This is a genomic window from Streptomyces lasiicapitis (assembly GCF_014646335.1).
Lineage (GTDB): Bacteria > Actinomycetota > Actinomycetes > Streptomycetales > Streptomycetaceae > Streptomyces > Streptomyces lasiicapitis.
In genome coordinates, this window is the sequence record NZ_BMNG01000005.1 from 348,564 (window position 1) to 374,759 (window position 26,196).

Sequence of the window (26,196 nt, forward strand, 5' to 3'; positions counted from 1 at the left end):
CCTCACCCCCGCGCCCGCTGCTCCCTCCGCTCCCACCAGTCGAACCGCACGCACAGCTTCCCGCCCAGCCAGTACTCGACCCAGTCGCCCAGGTTCAGCGGCGAGCAGTTCGGCGGCCGCACCGGCTCGGTCGGCTTCGGCGTCGGGTTCGTCGGCAGCCCGGACAGCGCCTCGCGGTACACCTTCGTGGACTTCGGGTTGTCCTTGCACTGCCACACCCCGTGGGGGCAGTAGTCGGTGACCGTGTTGTACAGCGGCTTGTGCTCGTCCATCCACTTCAGCATCCGGCGCATGTACTCGTCGTTGTCGCCGTTGCGGAAGAGTCCCCATTCGGGATACGAGATCGGCTTCTTGTGGGCCTTCGCGAAATCCACGTGATGCTGGAGCCCGTACTCCTCGCCCACCTGCTGGTCGAATGTCATGCCGTTCGGCTGGTCGTACGAATCCATGCCGATGATGTCGACCACGTCGTCGCCCGGATAGCACTGCGTCCAGGGAATGGCGTCCCGCCCGCGGTTCGGCGTGAAGTCGAACTTGAATTTCTGCCCCGGGACCGCGCGCATCACGGTGACGATGCGTTTCCAGTACGCCTTCCAGGACTCCGGGTCGGGGCCGCAACGGTGGGTGTACGTCGTGCCGTTCATCTCCCACCCGGGCACCACCACCGTGTCCGGCACCCCGAGGTCGACGAGGCGCTTGGCGAGGACGCGGAAGTGCTCGTCGTAGTCGCCGGCCGCCCCCCGCCGCAGCATCGACCGCACCTCCCAGTCGCTCACGTGGTCCTCGTTGCGCTCCAGCATCGGCACGTTCAGGACGAAGAGCCGGTCGTCCTTGGCCTTGCGCCAGGCCGCCCAGCTCTCCAGGAAGCGCGGCGCGCCCTCGATGTTGCTCCACCGGTCACCCGGCAGGTAGGTGTGCCCGACCCGCAGCTCGGTCCCGTCCAGCCACTTGCTCAGCTCGGCCATGCGGTCGACGCCGAGGGGGCCGTAGTCGAGGTAGGCGCCGATGGCGGGGGCGTCCGGGACCACCGGCGAGGCCGGGGCGGGCGGGATCGGCGGGGTGGAGGGGACCGCGGGGACCGCGGGGACGGCCGGGTCCGCCGCGGCGGACGGCGCCGGGGCCGGCGTCGGCTCCCCGTCGCGCGGCGCCGCTCCCACGGTGTGTCCGGGCACGGCCGCGAGGGCCGTCGACGCGATGATTCCGGCAGCGACAAAAGCCAGCCGCTTTCGGCGCTGGCCACGCCATGGGGTCATGACTGCTCCTCGAGGACCGGGCCACACATTCCGACGCCATTACCGGCGTCATCAAAGACACCGATACTGACGCTCCGTCATATGTATTTCTTTTACGCCAATCGAGTCCCTAACCCTCCTCGACCACACATCGCCCCTATTGGGCGAGCGACAAGCAAAGGTCCACGTTGCATTCCCTGGACATCCGCGTCCCCGCGGTCCTGCTGCGGCTCGACCGCAATCCCTTTCCGCACGGAACGCTCGGCGCGGTGCGTTCCCTGGGCCGCGCGGGGGTCGAGGTCCACCTCGTGGCCGACGACGAGCACGGCCCGGTCGCCCGCTCCCGCCACCTGTACCGGCTGCACCCGCCACCACCCGCCACGGCCACGCCCAGCGAAGTCCGCGCGGCCCTGCTGCGGGTGTCCGCGCGCGTCGGCCGCCCGGCCGTCCTGATCCCCCTGGACGACGCGGGTGCCCTCGCCGTCGACGCCGTACGCGAGGCGCTCACCGACCGCTACCTGCTGCCCCCGCCCGCTCCGGGCCTGCCCGGCCTGCCCGACCGCCTCGCCGACAAGGCCACGCTGGCCGGACTCTGCGCCCGGTTCGGCGTGCCCCACCCGCCCACGATGACGCCCGCCTCCGCCGCCGAGGCGGCCGCCGCGGTCTCCGCCCTGGGCACCCCCGCGGTGGCGAAGTGGAGCCGCCCCTGGCTCCTGCCGCGCGACAGCGGCCTGCGCAGCGCCGTCCTCGTACGCTCCCCGCGCGAGGCCGCCGCCCTCCACGAACGCGCCCCCGACGCGGGCAGCCGCCTGCTCCTCCAGGCGTACGTCCCCGGCGGCCGGAACGCCGACTGGTTCGCGCACGGATACGTCGCCCGCGACGGCACGGTGCTCGGCGGCGGCACGGGCCGCAAACGCCGGGCCCGCCCCCGCACCGCAGGGCCGACCGCGGTCGGCGAGTGGGCACCCGACCCGCGGCTGTGGGCGCTGGCCCGCCGCCTGCTCACGGCACTCGACTACCGGGGCGTGTTCGACCTGGACTTCCGCCGCGACCCGCGCACGGACACGTACCACCTGCTCGACTTCAACCCCCGCCCCGGCGCCCAGTTCCGCCTGTTCGCGGACGGCGCGGGCACGGACGTGGTGCGCGCCGCGCACCTGGACCTGACGCACCGCCCGGTGCCCGCACCGGCCCCGCTGCCAGGCCGCACCTTCGTGGTCGAGCACCACGCACCACTGACCGCACTGCGCGCCAGGACCCATCGACGTACCCAACAACCACCCCTCGCCCCCGAGTTCGCCTGGCACGACCCCGACGACCCGGCCCCGGCCGCCGACCTGTGGCGGCGGTGGCGCGGGCACGTCCTGAAGCGCTCCGGCGCGCGGCTCGCCGTCGGCGTACAGAACACCCTGCTGACGCTGTCCACCAGGGCGCGGGAGACCTCCCCCGCCCTCCTCCCCGGCACGACGAACACGGAACGGGCGGTCACCGATGCATGACCTGCTGATCGTGGGGGCGGGCCCCTACGGCCTGTCGATCGCCGCGCACGCCGCCGCGGCCGGCCTCGGCGTACGCGTCTTCGGCCGCCCCATGGCCTCCTGGCGCGATCACATGCCGCGCGGCATGTTCCTCAAGTCGGAGCCGTGGGCGTCCGACCTCTCCGACCCCGGCGGGCGGTTCGGCCTGGCCGCGTACTGCGCCCGCGAGGGGCTGCCTGCCGAGCACGGGGTGCCACTGCCCGTCGAGCACTTCGCCGCGTACGGCCTGTGGTTCGCCGCGCGCGCCGCCCCGCCGGTCGACGAGCGCCTGATCCGTTCCGTGCGCCCCGCGCCGGACGGCTTCGCCGTCACGACCGCCGACGGCGAGACCTTCCACGGCCGCACGGTGGCACTCGCCGTCGGCGTCCTGCCGTTCGCGGAAATCCCCGTGGTGGTACGTGACTTGGGCCCCGCCCACGTCTCGCACAGCAGCGACCACGCCGACCTGCGCCCTCTGCGCGACAAGGACGTCACCGTGCTCGGCGCGGGCCAGGCCGCCCTGGAGACCGCCGCACTCCTCGCCGAACAGGGCACCCGCGTACGCGTCCTGGCACGCGCCCCACACGTGCGCTGGAACACCCTGCCGCCCGCCTGGCAGCGCCCCTGGTGGCAGTCGGCCCGCGCCCCGCACAGCGGCCTCGGCTGCGGCTGGCGCAACTGGTTCTACGCCGAGCGCCCCGGCCTCTTCCACCGCCTCCCGGAACCGGTGCGCGCCCGGGTCTGCGCGACGGCCCTCGGCCCGGCGGGGGCGTGGTGGGTGCGGGACCGCGTAGAGGGCGGGGCGGGTGGGGCAGAGGGACCCGTAGGGGTCGAGATCGTCACCGGGCACCGGATCGTGGCGGCCCGGCTCACCGACGGCCGGGTGCGGCTGACCGCCCACGGCCCGGACACCACCTCGGTCTTCGAGACGGACCACGTCCTCGCGGCCACCGGCTTCCGCGCCGAGGCCCACCGGATCGACGTACTCGCACCGGATGTACGGGACCGGCTGCGCACGCTGCCCGACGGGTCCCCTTACGTGGGCGGCGGGTTCGAGACCTCCTGGCCCGGCCTGTTCGTCGCCGGTTTGCCGACCGCGTCGAGCTTCGGGCCCGCGATGCGCTTCGTGCAGGGCGCGGGGTTCACGGCGGAGCGGCTGGTGGGCGGGGTGCGGCGGCGTGTGCGGCGGCAGGGGCGTGAGGCGGGGCAGGTGCGGCGGGCGGACGCTGTCCCGTCCGCCCGCCTGTCCGCTCACTCGGCCGACGGGCAGGCGCCGCACGACAGCGGGACGCCCACGCACTGAGCCGGGCCCTCACACACTGACGGGGCGGGCCGCCACCGGCCCGCCCCGCCTCTTCCTCACCTGCGTTGCGTTCTTGCTGTTGTCCGTCACCAGCGCTTGCTCAGCAGGCGCGCGTGGCTTCCTTCAGGAGGCGCGGCGACCGCGCCGGTAGAGCAGTGCCCCGCCGAGCAGCAGTCCGGCACCGGCGCCCGCGGCCCCGAGGACGTTCTCCTCCATGCCGGTCGCGGCGAGCTGCTTCCCCTCGACCGCTTCGGGAGCCGCAGCGCGGGCCGCGGGCCTGGCGGTCGCGGAGGCCTTGAGGAACTCCGACGCCCTGGGCACGGTGCGCGGCGCCTGAGGCTGCTCGGGCGGCGTGACGTGCTTGACCGGAGGCCGCACCGGGTTCTCGTGCGGCACGGGCTTGTTCGGCTCGTGCGGCGTACGCGGCTCGGGAGCCGGGTCGTCGCACTTGTTGCCGAGGGCCCCCGCGAGGGCTGCGACCACGCCCCCGGAGTTGCCGCACGCGTCGACCGGCACGTCGAGCGGGGTCTTCAGGAGGTTGCCGGCCAGCACACCCGGCGCGTGGAGCACGTCGCCGGCGGCGAGGGCGCCACCGTCGTCGTCGTGCGAACCGTGGTGCGGGGTCGCCGGCTTGGTGGCGGGCTTGTGGGCGGGCGCGGGCGCGGGCTTGACCGCGGGCGCGGGCTTGGGCGCGGGCTTGGGCGCGGCCGCGCGCTCCGGGGCGGGCTCCGGCTTGGGCTTCGGCTTCGCCTCCGGGGCGGGGGCGGGGGCGGGCTTGGGGGCCGGGGCCGGCTTCGACACCGCCGCGTGCTTCGGGGCCGGGGCGGGCTTCGCGGCCGCGTGCTTGGGTGCGGCCGCGTGCTTCGGCGCGGACTTCGCCTTCGGCTTCGCCTTGTGGGCGGGCGCGGGCTTGGCGGCGGGTGCGGGCTTCGACGCCGCCGCACGCTCCGGGGCGGGCTCCGGCTCGGGGGCGGGCGCGGGCTTCGGGGCGGGGGCGGGCTTGGGCGCGGCCACACGCTCCGGCTTCGGCGCCGGGGCGGGCATCGGGGCCGGCGCGGGCTTTGCCACGGGCGCGGGCTTCGGCGCCGCCGCGCGTTCCGGGGCGGGCTCGTCGGACGACGCGGAGGAGGTCGCGCACGAGTTGCCGAACGACGGGCTGAGGGCGGCCGCCCCGTTCACGGAGTTGCCGCAGGCGTTGACCGGCACCTCCAGCGGTGCCTGCACATTGTTGCCCGACAAGAAGCCGGGCGAGCCCGTGGCCTGTCCGTGCGCATCGGCGGCGAGCGCGGTCTGGCCGGGCAGGGACAGGATGCTCGTGGCGGCCGCCGCCGAGAGCACCCCTTTGGTTAGGGCCTGTCGCAATCTACTGGTCTTCCTCGTGAGCGAAGGGAGAGCCGGCCTTGGGGCCCGGGGGCCTGCCAAGGCCGGCGGAGACACGGCCTGGTGGCCGAGTCGCTACGTCAGTCGTTGACGCAGGAGTTGCCGAACGTCGGGTTCAGCAGCGCGATGATGTCGATGGTGTTGCCGCACACGTTGACGGGAACGTGGACGGGAACCTGAATGAGGTTGCCGGAGAGGACGCCCGGGGAGTGGGCGGCCGCACCCTTGGCATCCGCGTCGGCGAATGCCGGGGCCCCGAAGCTCAGTGCCAGGACGGCACCGGCAATGACGGTTGCGCTCTTCTTGAGCTTCACAGCTTTTCCCTTCTGTCGGGTCGCGCCTAAACGGCGGTGGGAGCCGGGCGGGCAGCATCTTCACCCGCACCGCGACCTGAGTCCTGAACAACGATCGATAAGACCGGAAGAAACCGGCATGCCCCCGGCATTCGTAAGTTCACTCGAATGCTTTCTACATATTTATTGGGCGCCGAATCGGGAGCCCGACCGGGACGGCCGAATAACGCTGGAATAGCGGCCGTCCGGCGGCTGGTAAAGCCGCGCGGGCCGCCCCGGCTCGAAGGAGTCGGGGCGGCCCGGACGGTCGCTGCTGCGGCGGAGAATCAGCCGTTGTGCTCGCCGTTGCCGGACAGCACCGGGATGTCGCTGAGGATGTGCGACAGCGGCTCGTCGCCCTTGGCCTGCGTGGAGTTCTCGGTGCACTGCTGGTTCTGCGGCGCCGAGAGGATCGGGATGTCCTGGACCGCGATCGGAACAAGGCCGACGAGGGAGCCGACGTTCGCCTTGAGCGGCAGGCCGACACACGGCTTGTTGAGGGATCCCTGGACGAGGGACAGCTGCGGGCTCATGTTGCCCTTGGTGGCGGAGTTGCCGAACGCCTGCTTGGCGCCGTTACCGCTCGCCGACTGGGTACCACCGTCGTCGCCGATGGCCATCGCGGCAGGAGCGGCGGTGGCTGACATACCGACGACAGAGACTGCGACCGCAGCCGCTGCCATTGCCTTCTTGAGCATTTGCTGTTCCTTTTCTGGGCAGACGCACAGGTTACTGCGGGCTGCTCAACTCACCTTCGGACGTTTGGTTCCGCTCATTCACTCCATCGGATCTTTTCGTCGACCCGGCGGCACCCCGACGCATTCATGGAATGCCGACGCGCACCGTCACGCGGAACGATCGGATTATCCGCACATCACCGCGTATGAAGAGACCGAAAGGGGTCTCTGACACGCCCGCAAATGGGCCATCGGAGTGAACGGAAGGAACCCCGCACCGTAAGCACAGTTGCTCAGGGTGCTCCAGGGACGGGGTTCATATCCAGAAGGGAAATGCTGTGCTCAAGAAGGTTATGGCCGCGGCCGCGGTTTCGGCTTCCGTCGTCGGCGCGTCGGCTGCCGCGGCGCCCACGGCTTCCGCCATCGGCAACGACAGCGGCACCCAGACGGCGAGCGGCAACGCCGCCATGCAGTCGTACGGAAACTCCGCCACGTACGGAAACATGAGCCCGCAGATGGCGCTCATCCAGGGGTCCTTCAACAAGCCCTGTATCGCGCTGCCCGCCAAGGCGAACGTCGGCTCCCTCGTGGGCCTCGTGCCGATCGCGGTCCAGGACATCCCGATCCTGTCGGCGCCGCAGAACCAGCAGTGCACCGAGAACTCCACGCAGGCCAAGGGCGACGAGCCGCTGTCGCACCTGCTCGAGGACGTGCCGGTGCTGTCCGGCAACGGCGTCAAGAACCACTGACACCGGCATCCAGCCAGCGGGCCGCCACCTCTCCTCGGCGGCCCGCTGTTTTCTTGGAATCTTGGAATCTTGAAATAAGGGCCGCTTTTCCGCTTCTGGGTTCAGCACATTAATCCGCTGACCGAGCTAATAGCCGAAACCACAGTTCTGTCGATCAGTTGGTCACCATGCGGCTCCGCAACGGAGCCTGTCTCCGAAGGGAAAGCATCACCATGAAGAAGATGTTGGCAACGGCCGCGATCGCCGCATCCGCAGCCGGAATGACCGCCGTCACCGTCGCCCCGGCCATGGCCATCGGCGATGACACGGGCACGACGTCCATCAGCGGCAACGGCGCGGAGCAGACGTTCGGCAACTCCGTCACGCACGGCAACATGAGCCCGCAGATGTCGCTCGTCCAGGGCTCCCTGAACAAGCCCTGCATCGGCCTGCCCGCCAAGCTCAACGCCGGCTCCCTCGTGGGTCTCGTGCCGATCGCGGTCCAGGACATCAACGTCCTGTCGGCCCCGCAGAACCAGCAGTGCACCGAGAACTCCACGCAGGCCAAGGGCGACGAGCCGCTGTCGCACATCCTCAGCGACATCCCGATCCTCTCGGGCAACGGCGCGGGCAACCACTGACCGACGCGGGGGCCCCTCCCACGCCCCCGCAGGCACCGCGCACCAGGTGGCCGCCACGACGTCCGTGGCGGCCACCTCGCGTTGTGCGGCAGCCAACTCGCTCAGTGAGGCGGTCGTCCCCCGTTTCGCGGCGGCGACTCGCGGTACGGTGACGAGTACTCCGTGGATACCTCCACCAACGTGCAGACATCATCTTGATGCCGGTGTTCGGCGACGACACGTAAGAGGAGAGAGAACCCTTCGCCAGCGGAAGTTCCCGGCCCTGTGCGGCCGTTGACTCACACTCCGCTGGGCGGTTCGTTGCCTGATCGGCGTACGCGGCTCTCAACTGCGGTCGTTCCGCGAGGTCTTCCACTGGGGAAGGTGCGGTGCGACCGCCATGCCCGAGATGCCGCGCGAGGAACGCCTCGCGGCCGCCTTCGTCGAACTCGCCAACACCCTGGTGCGCGACTTCGACGTGATCGGATTCCTCCACACACTCACCGACCACTGTGTGGACCTGCTGGACGTGGCCGCGGCCGGAGTGCTGCTCGGCATCCCGCAGGGCCAGGTCGTGGAGGCCGCCGCCTCCGACGAACGCACCTGCGCGCTCGAGCTGGCCGGCGTCGAATGGGACGAGGGCCCCTGCCGGGACTGCTTCCACACCCGCGCCCCCATCGCCGACGTCCGCCTGGACACCCTGGGCGCCCGCACCCGATGGCCCCACTTCGCCCCGCATGCCCTGCAGTTGGGCTACACCTCGGTGGTCGCGGCACCGCTGCGCTGGCAGGACCAGGTGATCGGCGCGCTCAATCTCTTCCGCGACCGGCTCGGCCCCCTCGACGGCGGCCAACTGCGCCTGGCCCAGGCGTTTGCGGACACCGCCACCATCGGCATCCTCCAACAACGCGCGGTGCACGAGCAGATGACCGTGATCTCACAGTTGCAGCACGCGCTGGACTCACGGGTCATCATCGAACAGGCCAAGGGATACCTCGCCCACCGCCGGCACACCACCGTGGACGAGGCGTTCACCCGCATGCGCGGCCATGCCCGCAAGGACGGGTTCAAACTCACCGACGTGGCCCGCCAGGTCCTGAACGGCACCGCGGCGACCCGCCTGCTGGATACCGACTTATGAACCCGCCGCCGGCCCGGCCAGCCCCGGCGGCAGGACCGGCGAACTCGTGCAGGCCTACGGCGAGCGCACCGCGCCCCTGGAGGACCTACAGCTGACCCAGGGCCAGGGCCCCAGCTCGGACGCGGCCCTGAGCAGCACCATCGTCCTCGTCCCCGACCTGGTCTCCCTCGACCCCACCCGCTGGCCCGGCCTGCCAGGGCCCGCCCTGGAGCTGGGCGTACGCGCCGCGTTCGCCTTCCCGCTGCGCATCGGCATCGTCACCATCGGAGTCCTGACCGGCCACCGCACCACTCCCGGACCGATGACCCCCGACCAGCTCACCGCCGCGCTGGTGCTGGCCGACCTGCTGGCCCAGTACCTCACCAGCCACGCCACCGACGCCGACGAGGCAAGCCGGCTCCTGGACGGCACCAGCCCGCACTTCGCCGAGGTCCACCAGGCCACCGGCATGCTCGCCGCCCAACTCGGCATCGACTGCGCCCAGGCCCTGGCCCGACTGCGCGGCCACGCCTTCCGCCACGACCAGCGGCTGCTCGCCATCGCCCGTGCGGTCCTCGCCCAGCGGCTGCGCCTGGACACCGACGAGGCCGAGCAGAGCTGACGCCAAGCCTTGGCTCGCGGCCCTGTCAGGCTTGTGGCTCCACGCCCTATCGAGCCGCGTTGCCTCGTACTACCGTGGCTGTGCGGCCCTGGTCCCCGGTCGACCCACTGCCTCCCGAACGCCTTCCGGGCTCCCGCTCCGCGGCCCGCCGCTTCGGTCGAGGCACCTCACGTGACACCCCGGCGGCGAGCACCCCCAGCTGTACATGACGGCCGCCGCCGGTGGCGTGGGCCAACGTCGGCGGCGGCCTCAGGCGCGGGAACCGCGCGGCTCCCCTCCGCGCAGTCCTCGCACCCACCGTCCTCACCGGCACCCGGAGTGCGCGGGAGTACACCCCGGCTCGAACAGGCCGGGAGGACGAAAGGCCGGAACCGCCGTGCGTCGGCGCATGCGCGGCTCCGGCCGCCCCATGCAGGGGGAGTGCCGAGGCCCGGGTCCGGGGGCCTTCTCTCCTTCGCATGCTAGAGCGAGGCGGGCGAGAAGCAAGACCGGGCGTGGACTGCCTCCCGGAGGGTGCCGGAGGCTGCCGGCAGCCCTTGGAAACACGAGCAAGCACGAGCAAGCGGGAAAAAACACCCCCCTGACCGCGTTTCCGCAGGTCAGAGGGGTGCAATCACGTGGAGCCTAGGGGAGTCGAACCCCTGACATCTGCCATGCAAAGACAGCGCTCTACCAACTGAGCTAAGGCCCCGCAGCCGCCGACGCCGGTGCGAAAAAATCACGCTTCGGCGGGCGTCGCAGACCAGAGTACCGGGTCGTCCCCCGGATCTCACAAAAGGATTGGGGGTCCCCGTGGGCGACCACTCTCCGTAAGATGCTCGACGTGGTTCGCGGCAGCGAACCGCGGTCCTATGGGGAAGCGATGGGGAGACGCAACATGGACGCCGCACAACAAGAATCAACAGCAAGAGCACGGGAGCTCCAGCGGAATTGGTACGGGGAACCGCTGGGGGCACTCTTCCGTCGCCTCATCGACGATCTGGGCCTGAACCAGGCACGGCTCGCCGGGGTGCTCGGACTGTCCGCACCCATGCTGTCGCAGCTCATGAGCGGGCAGCGCGCGAAGATCGGCAATCCGGCCGTCGTCCAGCGCGTCCAGCTCCTGCAGGAGCTGTCCGGGCAGGTCGCGGACGGCAGCGTGAGCGCTGCCGAGGCCACGGATCGCATGGACGAGATCAAGAAGTCACAGGGGGGTTCCGTACTGACCAACACCACCCAGACGACCACGAGTTCGGGTGCGCCCACGGTGAAACGCGTGGTGCGTGAGATCCAGTCGCTGCTGCGCTCCGTCGCGGCGGCGGGCGACATCATCGATGCCGCGGACACGCTCGCCCCGACCCACCCGGAGCTGGCAGAGTTCCTCCGGGTGTACGGAGCGGGCCGCACCGCGGACGCCGTCGCCCACTACGAGGCGCACCAGAGCTGAGCCGTCGGCCGGGCCGCTGCCGGGCGGCCCGGAAGGGGAGCGAGGCACGACCATGGGTGAGGTCTTCGCCGGCCGGTACGAACTCGTCGACCCGGTCGGACGCGGGGGAGTAGGAGCCGTATGGCGTGCCTGGGACCATCGCCGGCGCAGATATGTGGCCGCGAAGGTCCTTCAGCAGCGCAACGCTCACACTCTGTTGCGCTTCGTGCGGGAGCAGGCGCTGCGGATCGACCATCCGCATGTGCTCGCTCCCGCGAGCTGGGCGGCCGACGACGACCAGGTCCTGTTCACCATGGACCTGATCACCGGAGGCTCCCTCGCTCACGTCATCGGTGACTACGGACCGCTGCCGGCCCACTTCTCCTGCACCCTGCTCGACCAGCTCCTCGCCGGTCTCGCCGCGGTGCACGCCGAAGGAGTCGTACACCGTGACATCAAGCCCGCCAACATACTCCTCGAGGCCACCGGAACGGGGCGGCCGCACCTGCGCCTGTCGGACTTCGGCATCTCCATGCGCAAGGGCGAGCCACGGCTGACCGAGACGGACTATGTGGTGGGCACCCCCGGGTACTTCGCGCCCGAGCAAATGATGGGCGCCGAACCGGACTTCACCGCCGACCTCTTCGCCGTCGGGCTTGTCGCGCTGTATCTGCTGCAGGGCGCCAAGCCCGACGCCAAGGCCCTCATCGAGCACTTCGCCGCCCACGGCACGCCGGGGGCGCCCGTCGGTGTGCCCGAGCCGCTGTGGCAGGTCATCGCCACGCTGCTGCAGCCCGATCCGCAGGCGCGGTTCCGTACCGCCACGGGGGCGCGCAAGGCGCTCGCCTCCGCCGTCGAGATGCTGCCCGAGCCCGGGCCCGACGACGAGCTCGTCGAGATCTTCGACCAACTCGGCCCGCTGCCCACGGGGTTCGGCCCCGACGGACCCCTAACCCGGGCCCCACAGCCACCACCGGCTCAACAGCCACCGTCGGCTCACCAGGCGGTCCCGGCCCAGCAGCCGCTCTCGGCCCAGCAACCGCTGTCGGCTCAGCAACCGCGCTCCATCCAGCCACCGCCGTCCCACCCGCCCACGGCGGGCTCCGCGGCATCCCCAGGCCACCCGGGACCACACACTCCCTCGCCCCAGGCCCACGCGGGACCGCACACGCCCCCGTCCCAGGCCCAGCCCAACTCCTCCGGCACCCCCTATCCCGTACGACCGCCGTCGATCCCCGCGCATCCCCCGATGTCGGAGACCGGCAGCTTCCACCTGCCCCCGCCGATCCCGCCCCCGCACACCCCACCCCCGCAACCGCCCACTCCCCCTACGCCGACGCCGGTCCCGGCAGCCACGCCGACCCCACCCCCGGCCCTCACCTCAACGCCCCCGCACACCCCCACGCACACACCGACCCCGACCCCCACACCGGCTCCGGCGACCGCTCCAGCCCAGCCCTCCACTCCGACGCCGACACCAGCCCACACAGCCGCCCCAGCGTCCACCCCCTCCCACGCCACAGCCCCCGCCGCCGCGCAGCACGCATACGCCCCTACTTCTCCATACACCGCTCAGCCCGATCAGGTTCCAGCTCACGGCGAATCAATTCCGGGACCGCTACCGGGACTTCTTCCGGAACTCCAGCCTCGCGCACGGCCCCAGCGCCGCCACGCCGCCGGATCCGCCGCGCGCTCACCGCGCCCCGGGCCGCCCACGAAGGTGGCCCTGCCGATGCTGCTGGCCGCGCTGGCCTGTTTCGCGGTGGGCTTCTGGGCCCTCACCCGCATCTGAGAAACCGGCGAGCCCGACGAACGCCGCACCCGAGGAACCGGTCCGACCCGACTAGCCGACCCGAGCCACCCTCCGCCGCCCCACAGCCCGCCACACCCCAAGGACCGCCAGCAACACGGTCCCCGTACCGATCCCCGCCACCGCAAGCACCTTCATCGCGGGATCACCCCCGCCGGAACCGCCAGCGGCAACGGCGTCCGCACCAGGCTCCCCCGCCCCACCCCCGGCGGACCCGCCCGCCCCGTCCCGCGCCGCCGCCTCGTCGCGTTCCGTGACGCCGAAGGTGTCCGCGGGCCGCGCCGCCCCGGCGTACACGGGCCCCTCCCGCCGCTCACCGGCGACGCCCACCCGCAGCGTCAGGCCGAACGTGTCCTGGCCGAACCGCGTACCGACGTCCGGATCCAGGTGCACGGCGAGGTAGTACCAACCGGCGAACCGCATCCCGGAGTCCCGGTCGAGGGGCGCGAACCGGTTCTCGTACGCGACCGGCGGCAGCGTCGGCATCACGGTCGTCCGCTGCCGGCCGTCGTACGCGGCGTCGGCGTCCTCCACCAGCCCGCGCACGGGGTTGAACACCTCCGCGACCAGCCCGGACGTCACGAAGTCACCGCTCCGCGAGCCGCTGCCGATCTCCAGGGTGGCCGAGAGTCGCTGTCCCCAGTCGACGGGAACGCGGTAGTAACGCGTCTGCCCGGCCTTGACCCGGTCGCCCCACACGCCGTTGCCCAAGGCCCTGGCCGTGCCGAAACTGCTGCCTCCCGCGCGCGGGAGCGGCCGCCCGGCCGGCGGGACAGGCGTCGCCGAGCCGGAACCGGAGCCAGAACCGGAATCGGAGCCGGAGTCCGGGTCCTGCGGCGGCGTCGTCGCGCCCGCCTTCGCCAAGGAGGGCTCCGAAGCGACGTACAGCTCCAAATCCCACTTCTCCGTAGAGGACGGTTGTTCCGTTGCGGACGAAACCGGCGACCTGGAGTTGACGGTCCGCTCCACGACTACGTAGTACGTCCCGGCCGTCTGGCACCGCCGCTCGTCCGGAGCGAGCTTGCGCGTCGCGGAGGCGGTGAGCGGCCGCGGGCTGCGTGAGGCGCCGAAACGCGCGGACGCGTAGTCGCAGTCGAAGCCGTCGGCGTCCTGCACGGACACCCTGATCCCGTCGGCGTAGGCGACGCGGCTCCCGACGCCGGGCAGCGCGGTCACGGAGACGTACACGTTGTCCCGAGCCCCGAGTTCGAGCCGGTAGTAGAGCTCACTCCCCGCAGCGCCTGTGGCACCAGGGCTTCCTGACGCCCCAGAAGCTCCCGAGGCACCGGCCCGGGGATGCTCGATCGAGCTCTTGTACGTCCCCCCGGGCACGAGCATCCGGCTCCCGGCCGTGCTCGTCGCCCCGTCGACCTCCTTGGCGTCCTCGGCGAAGGCGTACGGATTCGGCGTCTCAGCGGCGACCACACGCCCGGTCCTGGCCATCGCACCGTCCGGCGACAGAGCCACCGCACACAGAGCGGCCACCCCCAGGACCGAGCCCACCGCCCGCAGCATCACGCCGCTCTGCACCTCACCCTCCACCGAATTTGCTCAAGCAAGGAATGAAATTGCGCAAGTGAACCAAAGGAGTGACGCCGTCGCGGTCACGCCGGGAAGAGGGCCCCGCCCTCACGACAGCAGGATGCACGCCCCGCCGGGACATCCCGTACACGCGACGGAGAATCCCCGCCACCCCACAGAGCCGGCCGAACCGGTACCGGCAGAAGAAGCAGATCAAGCAGAACCGGCGGCACCCGCAGAAGAAGCGGGACAAAAAGCCCCCGGGACAGCACAGGGCCCCGACCGCTCAAGCGACCGGGGCCCTGCGACGAGACTGTCGATACTCACGAACCCGTGGGCACGGAGTCAGTCGCCTCCGTCCACAGATCCTGCTCGGCGCGATCCGCCTGGATCTGGCGGTACACGAGGAGCCCGCCGATGGCGGCCAGTGCGACCAGGAGAAGCTTCTTCACCGCGCGACCTCGTCTTTCCTTGACGTAGGGGACTTCTGCCGCCCGACTATACACACCGCCCGATACCGATCGGTGACCTGGATCGGCCCGACTCCCGGCCCCAACTCCCGGACCGAACACCGCAGTAGAAGCGGATCGAATTGCTCCGCCTACGCTCCGTCCACTGTGACGTTCGCCGCCCTATGCCCTGCTTCAGGGCTTTCTCGGGGTACTTGCGCCCATCCGGGTGGTGTTCATCGGAACATCGACGCGGCGGGGGCGTCGCTCCCGCACTTCGGGCCCCGCGTACACATCATGAGGAAAGTACGCAAATCGCCCAACCTGAATGCGAGGGGCCATGACCGCCACCAAGGCCATGAAGCTGTGGACCACGATCGTCACCGCCGTGCTCGCGCTGTTCGCGACGCTCGGCCTCACTTCGACCGCCACGGCGGCCGCCCCGGCACAGCAGGCCACGAGCGCCTCGGCTTCATGCACGAGCGCCCCGAGCCTGACGGCCCCGATGGCGGCCTTGTGGGCGGCTGCGTACGAACGGTCCTTGCCCCCCACGATGAAGCAACGCATCCGCGCCGAGGCGCACGGCGCCACACCGAGCTGCCGCCACCTGCCGACGACGGAGACGGAAGCCCAGGACGACGACCAGGAGCCCACGGCGGGGAACCTGGCCGCGGAGCCGTAACCGACACGGCGCTCAACTGAAGAAGACCCCCAGCCGGGACGGGCTGGGGGTCTTCTTCGTTTCCGCACTCCATGAGCTGTGGCCTTCGCCACACACCGCGGCAGGGGGGAGAAGCAGGGGGAAACGCGAAGACCCGGTGGATCTCATCGATCCACCGGGTCTTCGTACGGGCTCTTGGCCGCTGTGGGGCTACCTGGATTTGAACCAGGGACCTCATCCTTATCAGGGATGCGCTCTAACCAACTGAGCTATAGCCCCGCCGCGCTCTGCGGGTCGCCCCGCGCGCTGACCTCTGAAGATTAGCGCACGTCCGGGCCAGTCCCAAAATCGATAGTTCCGGAGGGTCTACGCGGGCCCGCGGCACGCACTCGGCACCTGTCTGGTCACCTACTGAGTGGCTGCCCGATAACCCACCGAGCAGCCACTGGAACCCCTCAGACGCCGCGACGCGCAGTCGCTACTCGTCCTCCGCCAGCGTCAGCTCGATGCCGCCCACAAAGCCCGCCGAGAGGTTGTAGATGAACGCGCCGAGCGTCGCGAGAGCCGTCGCGAGGACGACGTCGATGACCGCGATGATCGACGTGAACAACAGCACGCGCGGCAGCGAGAGGAACGCCTGCAGGTCGAAGCCGTTGGACTCGTTCGAGCCCGTGGCCTCGGAGATCGTGCCGCCGACGGTGGAGAAGACGCCCATCGCGTCCATGACCATCCACAGCACGGCCGCCGCGACGATCGTGCAGATGCCGAGCGCGATGGAGAGCAGGAAGCTGACCTTCATCACCGACCAGGGGTCGGCCTTGGACACCCGCAGCCGCGCCTTGCGCGTGCGCGGGGTGGTGCGCGCCCCGGTGCGCGGGCGCCGGACCGCGCCCGCGGGCGCCGCCTGGTAGGCCTGCGGCGGGTGGTACGGCTGGCTGCTGTTCTGCTGGGGCTGCCGCTCGCCGGGCAGCGCACCGGAGAGACCGTCGTCGGGCAGCGCGCCGGAGGCCCCGCCTTCGGTGTCCGTGCCCGAACCCGCTCGGCCTCGGGTGTCCGTCACAGTCCCCCCCTGGGATCCATGAGACTCATGCGAGTCGGGTGCGTCTGTGGCGGAGCCACGGGCACTTTCCTTGCCGGTTCCACTCTTTGCGGCGGATCCGGCGCCCGTGGCTCCACTCACGACTCTCTCCTCGCGCTACTCGGCCGGGGACTCGGTGCCCTCGTCCGTACCGACGGCCGACTCGCCGTCGGACGATTCGTCGACGACGATGTCACCGTCGACTTCCTCGGCCTCGCGCCCGGCCTCGGCGTTACGAGCGATACCGACCACGGCATCGCGCTTGCCCAGGTTGATCAGTTGGACGCCCATGGTGTCACGGCCCGTCTCCCTGACCTCGTTGACTCGCGTACGAATCACACCGCCGGAGAGGGTGATGGCGAGGATCTCGTCGGTCTCCTCGACCACCAGCGCGCCGACGAGCTCACCGCGGTCCTCCACGATCTTGGCGGCCTTGATGCCGAGGCCACCGCGGCCCTGGACGCGGTATTCGTCGACGGCGGTCCGCTTCGCGTACCCACCATCGGTGGCGGTGAAGACGAACGTACCGGGCCGAACCACATTCATCGAGAGCAGCTGATCGCTGTCGCGGAAGCTCATGCCCTTCACACCTGAGGTCGCGCGGCCCATCGGACGCAGCGCGTCGTCGGTCGCCGTGAAGCGGATCGACTGTGCCTTCTTGCTGATCAGAAGCAGATCGTCCTCGGCCGAAACCAGTTCGGCGCCGATCAGTTCGTCGTCCGCGCCGTCGTCCGTCTCGCGCAGATTGATCGCGATGACGCCGCCGGAACGGGGCGAATCGTAATCCTTCAGAGGCGTCTTCTTGACCAGGCCGGCCTTCGTGGCGAGCACCAGGTAGGGCGCGGCCTCGTAGTCACGGATCGCGAGGATCTCGGCGATCTGCTCGTCCGGCTGGAAGGCGAGCAGGTTCGCGACGTGCTGACCGCGGGCGTCGCGGCCCGCGTCGGGCAGTTCGTACGCCTTCGCGCGGTAGACGCGGCCCTTGTTCGTGAAGAACAGCAGCCAGTGGTGCGTCGTCGACACGAAGAAGTGGTCGACGATGTCGTCCTGCTTCAGCTTCGTGCCGCGCACGCCCTTGCCGCCGCGCCTCTGCGAGCGGTAGTCCTCCGTCTTGGTGCGCTTGATGTAGCCGCCGCGCGTGATGGTGACGACGATGTCCTCTTCGGCGATCAGGTCCTCCATGGACATGTCGCCGTCGAAGGGCACGAGCGCGGAGCGGCGGTCCTCGCCGAACTTCTCGACGATCGCCGCGAGTTCCTCGCTGACGATCGCCCGCTGCTTCTCGGGCGAGGCCAGGATCGCGTTGTACTCGTTGATCTTCAGCTGGAGCTCGTCGTGCTCCGCCACGATCTTCTGGCGCTCCAGGGCGGCGAGCCGGCGGAGCTGCATCTCCAGGATGGCGTTCGCCTGGATCTCGTCGATCGCCAGGAGCTCCATCAGGCCCACACGCGCGATCTCGACGGTGTCGCTGCGCCGGATGAGCGCGATGACCTCGTCGATGGCGTCCAGGGCCTTGAGCAGGCCGCGCAGGATGTGCGCGCGCTCCTCGGCCTTGCGCAGCCGGAACTTGGTGCGCCGGACGATGACTTCGATCTGGTGGGCGACCCAGTGGCGGATGAACGCGTCGAGCGACAGCGTGCGCGGCACACCGTCGACCAGCGCCAGCATGTTGGCGCCGAAGTTCGACTGGAGGTCCGTGTGCTTGTAGAGGTTGTTCAGTACGACCTTGGCGACGGCGTCGCGCTTGAGCACGATGACGAGTCGCTGGCCGGTACGGGACGACGTCTCGTCGCGGACGTCCGCGATGCCGCCGACCTTGCCGTCCTTGACCAGGTCGGCAATCTTCTGCGCGAGATTGTCCGGGTTGGTCTGGTAGGGGAGTTCGGTGACCACCAGGCACTGGCGGTTCTGGATCTCCTCGACCTCGACGACCGCGCGCATCGTGATGGAGCCACGGCCCGTGCGGTACGCCTCCTCGATGCCCTTGCGGCCGACGACCAGGGCGCCGGTCGGGAAGTCCGGGCCCTTGATGCGCTCGACGAGCGCATCGAGCAGCTCCTCGTGCGTGGCCTCCGGGTGCTCCAGGGCCCACTGGGCGCCCGCGGCGACCTCGCGCAGGTTGTGCGGCGGGATGTTGGTGGCCATGCCGACCGCGATGCCCGCCGAACCGTTGATCAGCAGGTTCGGGAAGCGGGACGGCAGGACGGTGGGCTCCTGGGAGCGGCCGTCGTAGTTGTCCGTGAAGTCGACGGTGTCCTCGTCGATGTCCCGGACCATCTCCATGGACAGCGGCGCCATCTTGCACTCGGTGTAGCGCATGGCGGCCGCGGGGTCGTTGCCCGGAGAGCCGAAGTTTCCGTTGGAGTCCACCAGCGGCATGCGCATCGACCACGGCTGCGCGAGGCGGACAAGCGCGTCGTAGATCGAGGAGTCGCCGTGCGGGTGGTAGTTGCCCATGACGTCGCCGACGACGCGGGCACACTTGTAGAAGCCCTTCTCGGGGCGGTACCCGCCGTCGTACATCGCGTACAGGACACGGCGGTGGACGGGCTTGAGGCCGTCGCGGACGTCGGGCAGCGCGCGGGACACGATGACGGACATCGCGTAGTCCAGGTACGAGCGCTGCATCTCCGTCTCGAGCCCGACGGGCTCGATGCGCAGCGACTGGTCCTCGCCGTCCTCGGTGGTGGTGGGGTTGTTCTCGTCGGCCATGGCCGGTCAAGATCCTTTCGGTGCGGTCAGCAGCAGTCAGCAGTCGGGTCAGCGACTTCGGGCGCCTGACCGGCTCAGATGTCGAGGAAGCGGACGTCCTTGGCGTTGCGCTGGATGAACGAGCGGCGTGCCTCGACGTCCTCGCCCATGAGGACCGAGAACAGGTCGTCGGCCTGGGCGGCGTCGTCGAGCGTGACCAGACCGAGCACACGCAGGTCCTGGTCCATCGTGGTCACGCGCAGCTCCTCGGCGTTCATCTCGCCGAGACCCTTGAAGCGCTGGACCGAGTCCTCGCGGATGCGCTTGCCCGCCTGGCGGCCGAGCTCGAGCAGCGCGTCGCGCTCGCGGTCCGAGTACGCGTACTGGAAGTCGTCCTTGGTCCACTTGATCTTGTAGAGCGGCGGACGGGACAGATACACGTGTCCGGCCTCGACGAGCGGCCGCATGAAGCGGAACAGGAACGTCAGCAGCAGGGTGTTGATGTGCTGGCCGTCGACGTCGGCGTCCGCCATCAGGATGATCTTGTGATAGCGGAGCTTCTCGATGTCGAAGTCCTCGTGGACTCCGGTGCCGAAGGCCGAGATCAGCGCCTGGATCTCCTGGTTCTGCAGGATCTTGTCGACGCGGGCCTTCTCGACGTTCAGGATCTTGCCGCGGATGGGCAGGATGGCCTGGTACTGCGGGTTGCGGCCGGACTTGGCGGAGCCGCCGGCGGAGTCGCCCTCGACGATGAAGATCTCGCACTTCGTCGGGTCGTTCGACTGGCAGTCGGAGAGCTTGCCCGGCAGGGAGGCGGTCTCGAGCAGGCCCTTGCGGCGGGTGAGGTCGCGGGCCTTGCGGGCGGCCACGCGCGCGGTGGCGGCCTGGATGCCCTTGCGGATGATGTCCGCGGCCTCGTTCGGATTGCGGTCGAACCAGTCCGTCAGGTGCTCGTGCACCACCTTCTGGACGAAGGTCTTCGCCTCCGTGTTGCCCAGCTTCGTCTTGGTCTGGCCCTCGAACTGCGGCTCGCCGAGCTTGACCGAGATGATCGCCGTCAGACCCTCGCGGATGTCCTCACCCGTGAGGTTGTCGTCCTTCTCGCGGAGCAGCTTCTTGTCGCGTGCGTACCGGTTGACCAGGCCGGTCAGCGCGGCGCGGAAGCCCTCTTCGTGCGTACCGCCCTCGTGCGTGTGGATGGTGTTGGCAAAGGAGTAAACGCCTTCGCTGTACTGAGAGTTCCACTGCATCGCGATCTCGGCCGAGAGCATGCGCTCCTTGTCCTCGGCCTCGACGTCGATGACGGTCGGGTGGATGACCTCGCCCTTGCGGGAGTTGAGGTACTTCACGAAGTCGACGATGCCGCCTTCGTAGTGGTACGTGACCGTGCGGACCTCTTCGACGGTGTCGTCGCCGGCCTCGGCGGAGTCGGCGCCCGCCGTGGCCTTGGCCGACTCGCGCTCGTCGGTGAGCTTGATCGTCAGGCCCTTGTTGAGGAAGGCCATCTCCTGGAAGCGCCGCGAGAGCGTCTCGAAGGAGTAGTCGGTGGTCTCGAAGACGTCCGGGTCGGCCCAGAAGGTGACCGTGGTGCCGGAGTCGTCGACCTTCTCCTGCTTGGCGAGGGGGGCGGTCGGGACACCCACCTTGTAGTCCTGCGTCCAGCGGTAGCCGTCGCGCTTGATGTCGACGGAGAGCTTCGTGGACAGCGCGTTCACCACGGAGACGCCGACGCCGTGCAGACCGCCGGAGACGGCGTAGCCGCCGCCGCCGAACTTGCCGCCCGCGTGCAGCACGGTCAGGACGACCTCGACGGCGGGCTTCTTCTCCACCGGGTGCATGTCCACGGGGATGCCACGGCCGTTGTCGACCACGCGCACGCCGCCGTCGGCGAGGATCGTGACGTCGATGGTGTCCGCGTGCCCGGCGAGGGCCTCGTCAACGGAGTTGTCCACCACCTCCTGCACGAGGTGATGCAGACCACGCTCACCGGTCGAGCCGATGTACATGCCGGGCCGCTTGCGGACCGCGTCCAGACCCTCGAGGACGGTGATGGCGCTGGCGTCGTACGACGAAGTGACCTCTCCGGAGGCGACGGGCGCCTGCGGGGGTACCTCGCCGGGCTTGCCGGCGGCAGTGGACGGAATGTTCTCGTTGGGGTTGCCGGAATCGGCCACGAAGCGCCCTTTCTGGCACAGCACAAGCCAAGCTCCCGGCGCTGGCCGGAGCGGCTGCGGCGTGTTGCGTTGATAAGCCTGGTTCAGCTCTTGCTCAGCTTCTCCCGTCGCTCCCCACGCTTGGGGCGGGATTAGCTTCCAGTCTACCGGTAGCGCCGACAGTGATGGGGGTTTGCCGGTACCTGAGTCCGCATGTGCCGCCCTGAACCGGGCTCAGCCGACTCCCCATATGCGGCCCCGGGGTCCCAGAGGCTCACAGCGGCACTCAGCGCTTCGGGAGGTCAACCGCCAGCTACAGTCCGGATCAGGTCATCCGTAGGTGTCGCCGGGACCCGTGCTGCCAGGGGCGCGCAGGGGTCCGAAGCGGCGCGCGGGGCCACCCGGGCCGAGGACCTTGATGATGCGTACGGTGCCGTGGCCGAGGTCCTCGTTCAGGCGCGCGACCAGCTGCGGAGCCATCAGGCGCAGCTGGGTGGCCCAGGCCGTGGAGTCGCACTGGACGGTCAGGATCCGCTCGTTCTCGTCGTACCGCTGCGGCACGCAGTGCTTGGCCAGGTCGTCGCCGACGATCTGCGGCCAGCGGCCCATCACGCCGCCCACGGCGGCCGGGGTCTCCCAGCCGCGCTCGGTGATCAGCCGGTTGATGGCCGACCCCAGGGGCAGCGGGTCGCGCCCGTCCGACCGCGCGCCCGAGCGCAGCCCGCCGCGGCGGGCCTGCTTCTTCTGCTGGGTCGCGTCCCCACGCGCGCGTGCCTGCTCCTTGGCGGCGCGCAGGGCGACACGGGCGAGGTCGACGCCGGAGGGCTCGGGGGGCTTGGGGGTTTCGGGGGCTCCCGCGGTGCCGGAAGTGCCGGGAGTGTCCAGCGGGACATTCTGGGCGTTTTGCGCGTTTTGCACTTTCGGGACGTCGCCTCGCGGCCGCGGCTTCTCGGCGGTCATACGCGCTCCACCGCGCCCTCGGCCACCGAGTACCGCACACCGGTCAGCACGCCCGGCACGTCGTCGTCCACGGCCGCCGTCACGAGGACCTGCTCGCCCGGGGCGACCAGCTCCGCGAGCCGCTCCCGGCGCCGCGCGTCCAGCTCGGCGAAGACGTCGTCGAGCACGAGCACCGGCTCGCTGCCCTCCGCGCGGAGCAGATCGTACGAGGCAAGGCGCAGCGCGAGCGCGAACGACCAGGACTCTCCGTGGCTCGCGTAGCCCTTCGCAGGCAACTGGCCAAGTTTGAGCAGTAGTTCGTCACGGTGCGGCCCGACCAGCGTCACGCCCCGCTCGATCTCCTGCTTGCGGGCCTCCGCCAGGGCGGCGAGCAACTGCTCGTACAGCTCTTCGCGCGCGTGGCCGACGATTTCCGGCGCGGACGGCTTGTAGTCGAGCGCGACGGGACCGCCGCCGGGGGCGAGCTGCTCGTACGCCTTGTCGGCCAGCGGCTGCAGCGTGGCGATCAGGTCGAGCCGCTGGGCGAGCAGCTCGGCGCCCGCGCGCGCGAGGTGCTGGTCCCACACGTCGAGCGTGGACAGGTCCATGGAGCGGCCGCCGTGCCGGCGCGCGAGGGCGGCCGACTTCAGGAGCGTGTTGCGCTGCTTGAGGACGCGGTCGTAGTCGGAGCGGACGCCCGCCATGCGCGGCGAGCGCGCGGTGATCAGCTCGTCGAGGAACCGCCGCCGCTCCCCGGGGTCGCCCTTGACCAGCGCCAGATCCTCGGGCGCGAACAGCACGGTGCGCACGATGCCGAGTACGTCACGGGGCTTGACCTGCGAGGACCGGTTGATTCGGGCGCGGTTGGCCTTGCCGGGGTTCAGCTCGAGCTCGATGAGCTGCTGGCGCTCGCCCTGCCGGACCGCGGCCCGGATGACGGCGCGGTCGGCGCCCATGCGGACCAGGGGCGCGTCCGAGGAGACCCGGTGGCTGCCGAGGGTGGCGAGGTAGCCGACGGCCTCGACGAGGTTGGTCTTGCCCTGTCCGTTGGGGCCCACGAACGCGGTGACGCCCGGGTCGAGCGGGACCTCGACCCGGGCGTACGAACGGAAGTCGGCCAGCGACAGATGCGTGACATGCATGGTGAGCGCCGACCTCCCCCGGCCTACTTCTGCGTGGTGCCGGTCCTTGGCCCGTCCACACAGGCTGTGGACGAAGGACCGTGCGAGCTGTGGATCAGTGCCCGCTCTTGGACTCGACCGCGTGGCCGCCGAACTGGTTGCGCAGCGCCGCGATCATCTTCATCTGCGGAGAGTCGTCCTGACGCGAGGCGAACCGCGCGAACAGGGACGCGGTGATCGCGGGCAGCGGCACGGCGTTGTCGATCGCCGCCTCCACCGTCCAGCGGCCCTCTCCGGAGTCCTGCGCGAAGCCGCGCAGCTTGTCCAGGTGCTCGTCGTCGTCGAGGGCGTTGACCGCGAGGTCGAGCAGCCAGGAACGGATGACCGTGCCCTCCTGCCAGGAGCGGAAGACCTCACGGACGTCGGTGACCGAGTCCACGGCCTCCAGGAGCTCCCAGCCCTCGGCGTAGGCCTGCATCATCGCGTACTCGATGCCGTTGTGGACCATCTTCGCGAAGTGGCCCGCGCCGACCTTGCCCGCGTGCACCGAACCGAAGTCGCCCTCGGGCTTGAGCGCGTCGAAGACGGGCTGGACCTTGGCGACGTTCTCCTTGTCGCCGCCGTACATCAGCGCGTAGCCGTTCTGCAGGCCCCAGACGCCGCCGGAGACGCCGCAGTCGACGAAGCCGATGCCCTTGGCCGCCAGCTCCTCGGCGTGCTTCTCGTCGTCCGTCCAGCGCGAGTTGCCGCCGTCGACGACGACGTCGCCGGGCTGCAGGAGCTCGCCGAGCTCGTCGATCGTGGACTGGGTCGCGGCTCCGGCCGGCACCATCACCCACACCACGCGCGGGCCCTTGAGCTTGCTCACGAGCTCTTCGAGGCTCTCGACATCCGCGAGGTCCGGGTTGCGGTCGAATCCGATGACGGTGTGGCCTGCGCGGCGGATGCGCTCGCGCATGTTGCCGCCCATCTTGCCGAGACCGACGAGACCGAGCTCCATCAGTACGTTCCTAACTAGCGATGTGGCGTGACGGCACGCCGTCGCCACTCGTCGTCGAGCAGGTCACGGCGTACCCGCGGCACTTTCGTACCCGCGTCCGAGCCTACGCCCGGACGCGGCCACACACCTGTGGGCTCAGCCGCTCAGACGAACGGGCATGATCAGGTACTTGTACGCGTCGTCGGACTCGGCGTCGAGGGCGGGCCTGCCGCTCAGGAGCGCGGGCTTCGTGGACGTCGTGAACGAGAGCTGGGCGACCGGGGAGTCGATCGCGCTCAGGCCGTCGAGCAGGAACGTCGGGTTGAAGGCGATCGAGACGTCGTCACCCTCCAACTGGGCGTCGACCCTCTCCACAGCCTGTGCGTCGTCGCTGGAGCCGGCCTCCAGGATGAGCACGCCCTGCTCGAAGCTGAGCCGCACCGGCGTGTTCCGCTCGGCGACGAGGGCCACGCGCTTGACGGCCTCCACGAAGGGGGGCGTCTCGATGACGGCGACCGAGTTGAACTCCGTCGGGAACAACGAGCGGTACTTCGGCAGGTCGCCTTCGAGCAGTCGCGTGGTCGTGCGACGGCCCGCGCCCTCGAAGCCGATGAGGCCCTCTCCCGCGCCGGAGCCGGAGAGCGCCAGGGTGACCGTGTCGCCGCTCGTGAGGGCCTTGGCGGTGTCCTGGAGGGTCTTGGCGGGCACCAGGGCGACCGCGGACGCCTCCGGGTCCTCGGGCTTCCACAGGAACTCACGGACCGCGAAGCGGTAGCGGTCGGTGGACGCCAGGGTGACCTTGTCGCCCTCGATCTCGATGCGCACACCTGTGAGCACCGGGAGGGTGTCGTCGCGGCCGGCGGCGATCGCCACCTGGTTCGCGGCGGCGGCGAAGACCTCACCGGGGACCGTGCCGGTGGCGGTGGGCATCTGCGGCAGCGCCGGATATTCCTCCACAGGCAGGGTGTGGAGTGTGAATCGCGAGGAGCCGCAGACCACCGTCGCCCGCACACCGTCTGTGGAGATCTCCACCGGGCGGTTGGGCAGGGCGCGGCAGATGTCGGCGAGCAGACGGCCGGAGACGAGGACCGTGCCCTCCTCGTCGACCTCGGCGTCCACGGAGACGCGGGCCGAGACCTCGTAGTCGAAGCTCGACAGGCTGAGTGCGCCCTCCTCGGCCTTCAGCAGCAGGCCCGCGAGGACGGGCGCTGGCGGCCGAGCCGGGAGGCTGCGTGCCGCCCACGCCACCGCCTCCGCGAGTACGTCGCGTTCCACCCGGATCTTCACTTAGCCGCCCTCCTGCTGTTGCTGGCACTGGGGACCAGTCTGACGCACCGCACTGACAGCTGGTGCCCGTCGGGGTCAAGTCGTGCCGAGAGGTGTCGGCGGGCCGAGCGGCGAGTTGTGCACAGCCCCAACTTCGAAACGAATTCTCAGGTCTACCTAGGGGGCAGTAGTAGTAGGGCCTGTGGAAACCGTGGATAACCGCGAATGCGCAGGTCAGGCCCCGTTTTTTGTCCACCGGCCCTGTGGGCGGAGGCGGTGGAAAACCGGGGGTTTCTGTGGACGGGCGAAAGTTCTGCACACCCGATGCACAGGGAGAGGCCACTTCTCCCCAGCCCTGTCCCCAGCTTTACCCAGCTTCCCCACAGGCCAACCGAGCAACTTCGTGTGACGCCTTTCACTCGTCCCGGTGAGAGGGCGCGTCGCGTTGCCGAACAGTGGACAGGGCTGGGGAGAAGCTGTGCACAACCGACCCCTGCCTGTGGGCCGCCGGTGGACAACTCCGGAGCGACCCTGTGGACACGATCTTCATCCACAGTCTGTGGAGAGAGTTCGTCCACGAATCCACAGGCGG

The 26,196-nt window shown here is 70.3% G+C and carries 22 protein-coding genes and 2 tRNA genes; 9 read left to right on the forward strand and 15 right to left on the reverse strand.

Annotation, left to right across the window (positions count from 1 at the left end; all coding sequences use genetic code 11):
- Nucleotides 1-2: 2 nt before the first annotated feature.
- Entirely contained in the window at nt 3-1,253 is a 1,251-nt protein-coding gene (locus tag IEY91_RS13215; RefSeq protein ID WP_189174083.1) for a glycoside hydrolase family 26 protein, read from the reverse strand.
- Nucleotides 1,254-1,420: 167 nt separating this feature from the next.
- Here IEY91_RS13215 and IEY91_RS13220 point away from each other — a divergent pair, with 167 nt between their 5' ends.
- Both IEY91_RS13220 and IEY91_RS13225 read left to right on the forward strand, forming a co-directional pair.
- Nucleotides 1,421-2,731 (forward strand): carboxylate--amine ligase, encoded by a 1,311-nt coding sequence (locus IEY91_RS13220; RefSeq protein ID WP_189174084.1) that lies wholly within the window; start codon nt 1,421-1,423, stop codon nt 2,729-2,731.
- Nucleotides 2,724-4,052, forward strand: coding sequence for an NAD(P)-binding domain-containing protein (locus IEY91_RS13225; protein WP_189174085.1), 1,329 nt, complete (start codon nt 2,724-2,726; stop codon nt 4,050-4,052). Before IEY91_RS13220 ends, IEY91_RS13225 begins: the two co-directional genes overlap by 8 nt.
- Before the next feature lie 123 nt (nt 4,053-4,175).
- Here the strand turns inward: IEY91_RS13225 and IEY91_RS13230 are convergent, their stop codons facing one another.
- From IEY91_RS13230 to IEY91_RS13240, 3 genes are all read right to left on the reverse strand, one after another.
- Nucleotides 4,176-5,414, reverse strand: a complete 1,239-nt coding sequence (locus IEY91_RS13230) for a chaplin (protein ID WP_189174086.1) — start codon at nt 5,412-5,414, stop codon at nt 4,176-4,178.
- A 98-nt stretch (nt 5,415-5,512) separates the two neighbouring features.
- The gene (locus IEY91_RS13235; protein ID WP_164322924.1) at nt 5,513-5,746 is read right to left on the reverse strand and encodes a chaplin; all 234 of its coding nucleotides are present in this window, start codon (nt 5,744-5,746) and stop codon (nt 5,513-5,515) included.
- A gap of 305 nt (nt 5,747-6,051) precedes the next feature.
- Entirely contained in the window at nt 6,052-6,462 is a 411-nt protein-coding gene (locus IEY91_RS13240; protein ID WP_164322926.1) for a rodlin, read from the reverse strand.
- 317 nt (nt 6,463-6,779) lie between these two features.
- Between IEY91_RS13240 and IEY91_RS13245 the strand changes: the two genes are divergently transcribed.
- The 4 genes from IEY91_RS13245 (at nt 6,780) to IEY91_RS13260 (ending at nt 9,531) form a co-directional block, all read left to right on the forward strand.
- Nucleotides 6,780-7,190 carry a rodlin gene (locus tag IEY91_RS13245; protein WP_164322928.1) on the forward strand — a complete coding sequence of 137 codons (411 nt, stop codon included), beginning with the start codon at nt 6,780-6,782 and terminating at the stop codon, nt 7,188-7,190.
- Between the two features lie 212 nt (nt 7,191-7,402).
- Entirely contained in the window at nt 7,403-7,810 is a 408-nt protein-coding gene (locus IEY91_RS13250) for a rodlin (protein WP_189174087.1), read from the forward strand.
- A gap of 379 nt (nt 7,811-8,189) precedes the next feature.
- Complete coding sequence (locus IEY91_RS13255; RefSeq protein WP_189174088.1) at nt 8,190-8,930, forward strand: GAF and ANTAR domain-containing protein; 741 nt, start codon at nt 8,190-8,192, stop codon at nt 8,928-8,930.
- A 46-nt stretch (nt 8,931-8,976) separates the two neighbouring features.
- Nucleotides 8,977-9,531: an ANTAR domain-containing protein gene (locus IEY91_RS13260; RefSeq protein ID WP_189174089.1), complete on the forward strand. Its 555-nt coding sequence runs from the start codon at nt 8,977-8,979 to the stop codon at nt 9,529-9,531.
- Between the two features lie 618 nt (nt 9,532-10,149).
- Here IEY91_RS13260 and IEY91_RS13265 read toward each other — a convergent pair.
- A tRNA-Ala gene (locus IEY91_RS13265) sits at nt 10,150-10,222 on the reverse strand.
- A gap of 186 nt (nt 10,223-10,408) precedes the next feature.
- Here IEY91_RS13265 and IEY91_RS13270 point away from each other — a divergent pair.
- Nucleotides 10,409-10,957: a helix-turn-helix domain-containing protein gene (locus IEY91_RS13270; protein ID WP_016645122.1), complete on the forward strand. Its 549-nt coding sequence runs from the start codon at nt 10,409-10,411 to the stop codon at nt 10,955-10,957.
- A gap of 52 nt (nt 10,958-11,009) precedes the next feature.
- Nucleotides 11,010-12,728, forward strand: a complete 1,719-nt coding sequence (locus IEY91_RS13275) for a serine/threonine-protein kinase (protein ID WP_189174090.1) — start codon at nt 11,010-11,012, stop codon at nt 12,726-12,728.
- Nucleotides 12,729-12,779: 51 nt separating this feature from the next.
- Here the strand turns inward: IEY91_RS13275 and IEY91_RS13280 are convergent, their stop codons facing one another.
- Nucleotides 12,780-14,276 (reverse strand): hypothetical protein, encoded by a 1,497-nt coding sequence (locus tag IEY91_RS13280; RefSeq protein WP_189174091.1) that lies wholly within the window; start codon nt 14,274-14,276, stop codon nt 12,780-12,782.
- A gap of 314 nt (nt 14,277-14,590) precedes the next feature.
- Nucleotides 14,591-14,719, reverse strand: a complete 129-nt coding sequence (locus IEY91_RS41800) for a DLW-39 family protein (protein WP_003999697.1) — start codon at nt 14,717-14,719, stop codon at nt 14,591-14,593.
- 337 nt (nt 14,720-15,056) lie between these two features.
- Here IEY91_RS41800 and IEY91_RS13290 point away from each other — a divergent pair, with 337 nt between their 5' ends.
- Nucleotides 15,057-15,398 carry a DUF6344 domain-containing protein gene (locus tag IEY91_RS13290; RefSeq protein WP_189174092.1) on the forward strand — a complete coding sequence of 114 codons (342 nt, stop codon included), beginning with the start codon at nt 15,057-15,059 and terminating at the stop codon, nt 15,396-15,398.
- A 184-nt stretch (nt 15,399-15,582) separates the two neighbouring features.
- Here IEY91_RS13290 and IEY91_RS13295 read toward each other — a convergent pair.
- From IEY91_RS13295 to dnaN, 8 genes are all read right to left on the reverse strand, one after another.
- A tRNA-Ile gene (locus IEY91_RS13295) sits at nt 15,583-15,656 on the reverse strand.
- A 199-nt stretch (nt 15,657-15,855) separates the two neighbouring features.
- Complete coding sequence (locus IEY91_RS13300) at nt 15,856-16,557, reverse strand: DUF3566 domain-containing protein (RefSeq protein ID WP_164322942.1); 702 nt, start codon at nt 16,555-16,557, stop codon at nt 15,856-15,858.
- Between the two features lie 15 nt (nt 16,558-16,572).
- The gene (gene gyrA / locus IEY91_RS13305) at nt 16,573-19,167 is read right to left on the reverse strand and encodes a DNA gyrase subunit A (protein ID WP_164322944.1); all 2,595 of its coding nucleotides are present in this window, start codon (nt 19,165-19,167) and stop codon (nt 16,573-16,575) included.
- Nucleotides 19,168-19,241: 74 nt separating this feature from the next.
- Complete coding sequence (gene gyrB, locus IEY91_RS13310) at nt 19,242-21,344, reverse strand: DNA topoisomerase (ATP-hydrolyzing) subunit B (RefSeq protein ID WP_164322946.1); 2,103 nt, start codon at nt 21,342-21,344, stop codon at nt 19,242-19,244.
- A gap of 285 nt (nt 21,345-21,629) precedes the next feature.
- Nucleotides 21,630-22,259, reverse strand: a complete 630-nt coding sequence (locus IEY91_RS13315; protein WP_229696923.1) for a DciA family protein — start codon at nt 22,257-22,259, stop codon at nt 21,630-21,632.
- On the reverse strand, nt 22,256-23,380 hold the full coding sequence (gene recF / locus IEY91_RS13320; protein WP_164322948.1) for a DNA replication/repair protein RecF: 1,125 nt from the start codon (nt 23,378-23,380) through the stop codon (nt 22,256-22,258). Before recF ends, IEY91_RS13315 begins: the two co-directional genes overlap by 4 nt.
- 94 nt (nt 23,381-23,474) lie before the next feature.
- On the reverse strand, nt 23,475-24,359 hold the full coding sequence (gene gnd / locus IEY91_RS13325) for a phosphogluconate dehydrogenase (NAD(+)-dependent, decarboxylating) (RefSeq protein ID WP_164322950.1): 885 nt from the start codon (nt 24,357-24,359) through the stop codon (nt 23,475-23,477).
- A gap of 135 nt (nt 24,360-24,494) precedes the next feature.
- Nucleotides 24,495-25,625 carry a DNA polymerase III subunit beta gene (gene dnaN / locus IEY91_RS13330; protein ID WP_164322952.1) on the reverse strand — a complete coding sequence of 377 codons (1,131 nt, stop codon included), beginning with the start codon at nt 25,623-25,625 and terminating at the stop codon, nt 24,495-24,497.
- Between the last annotated feature and the right edge of the window lie 571 nt (nt 25,626-26,196).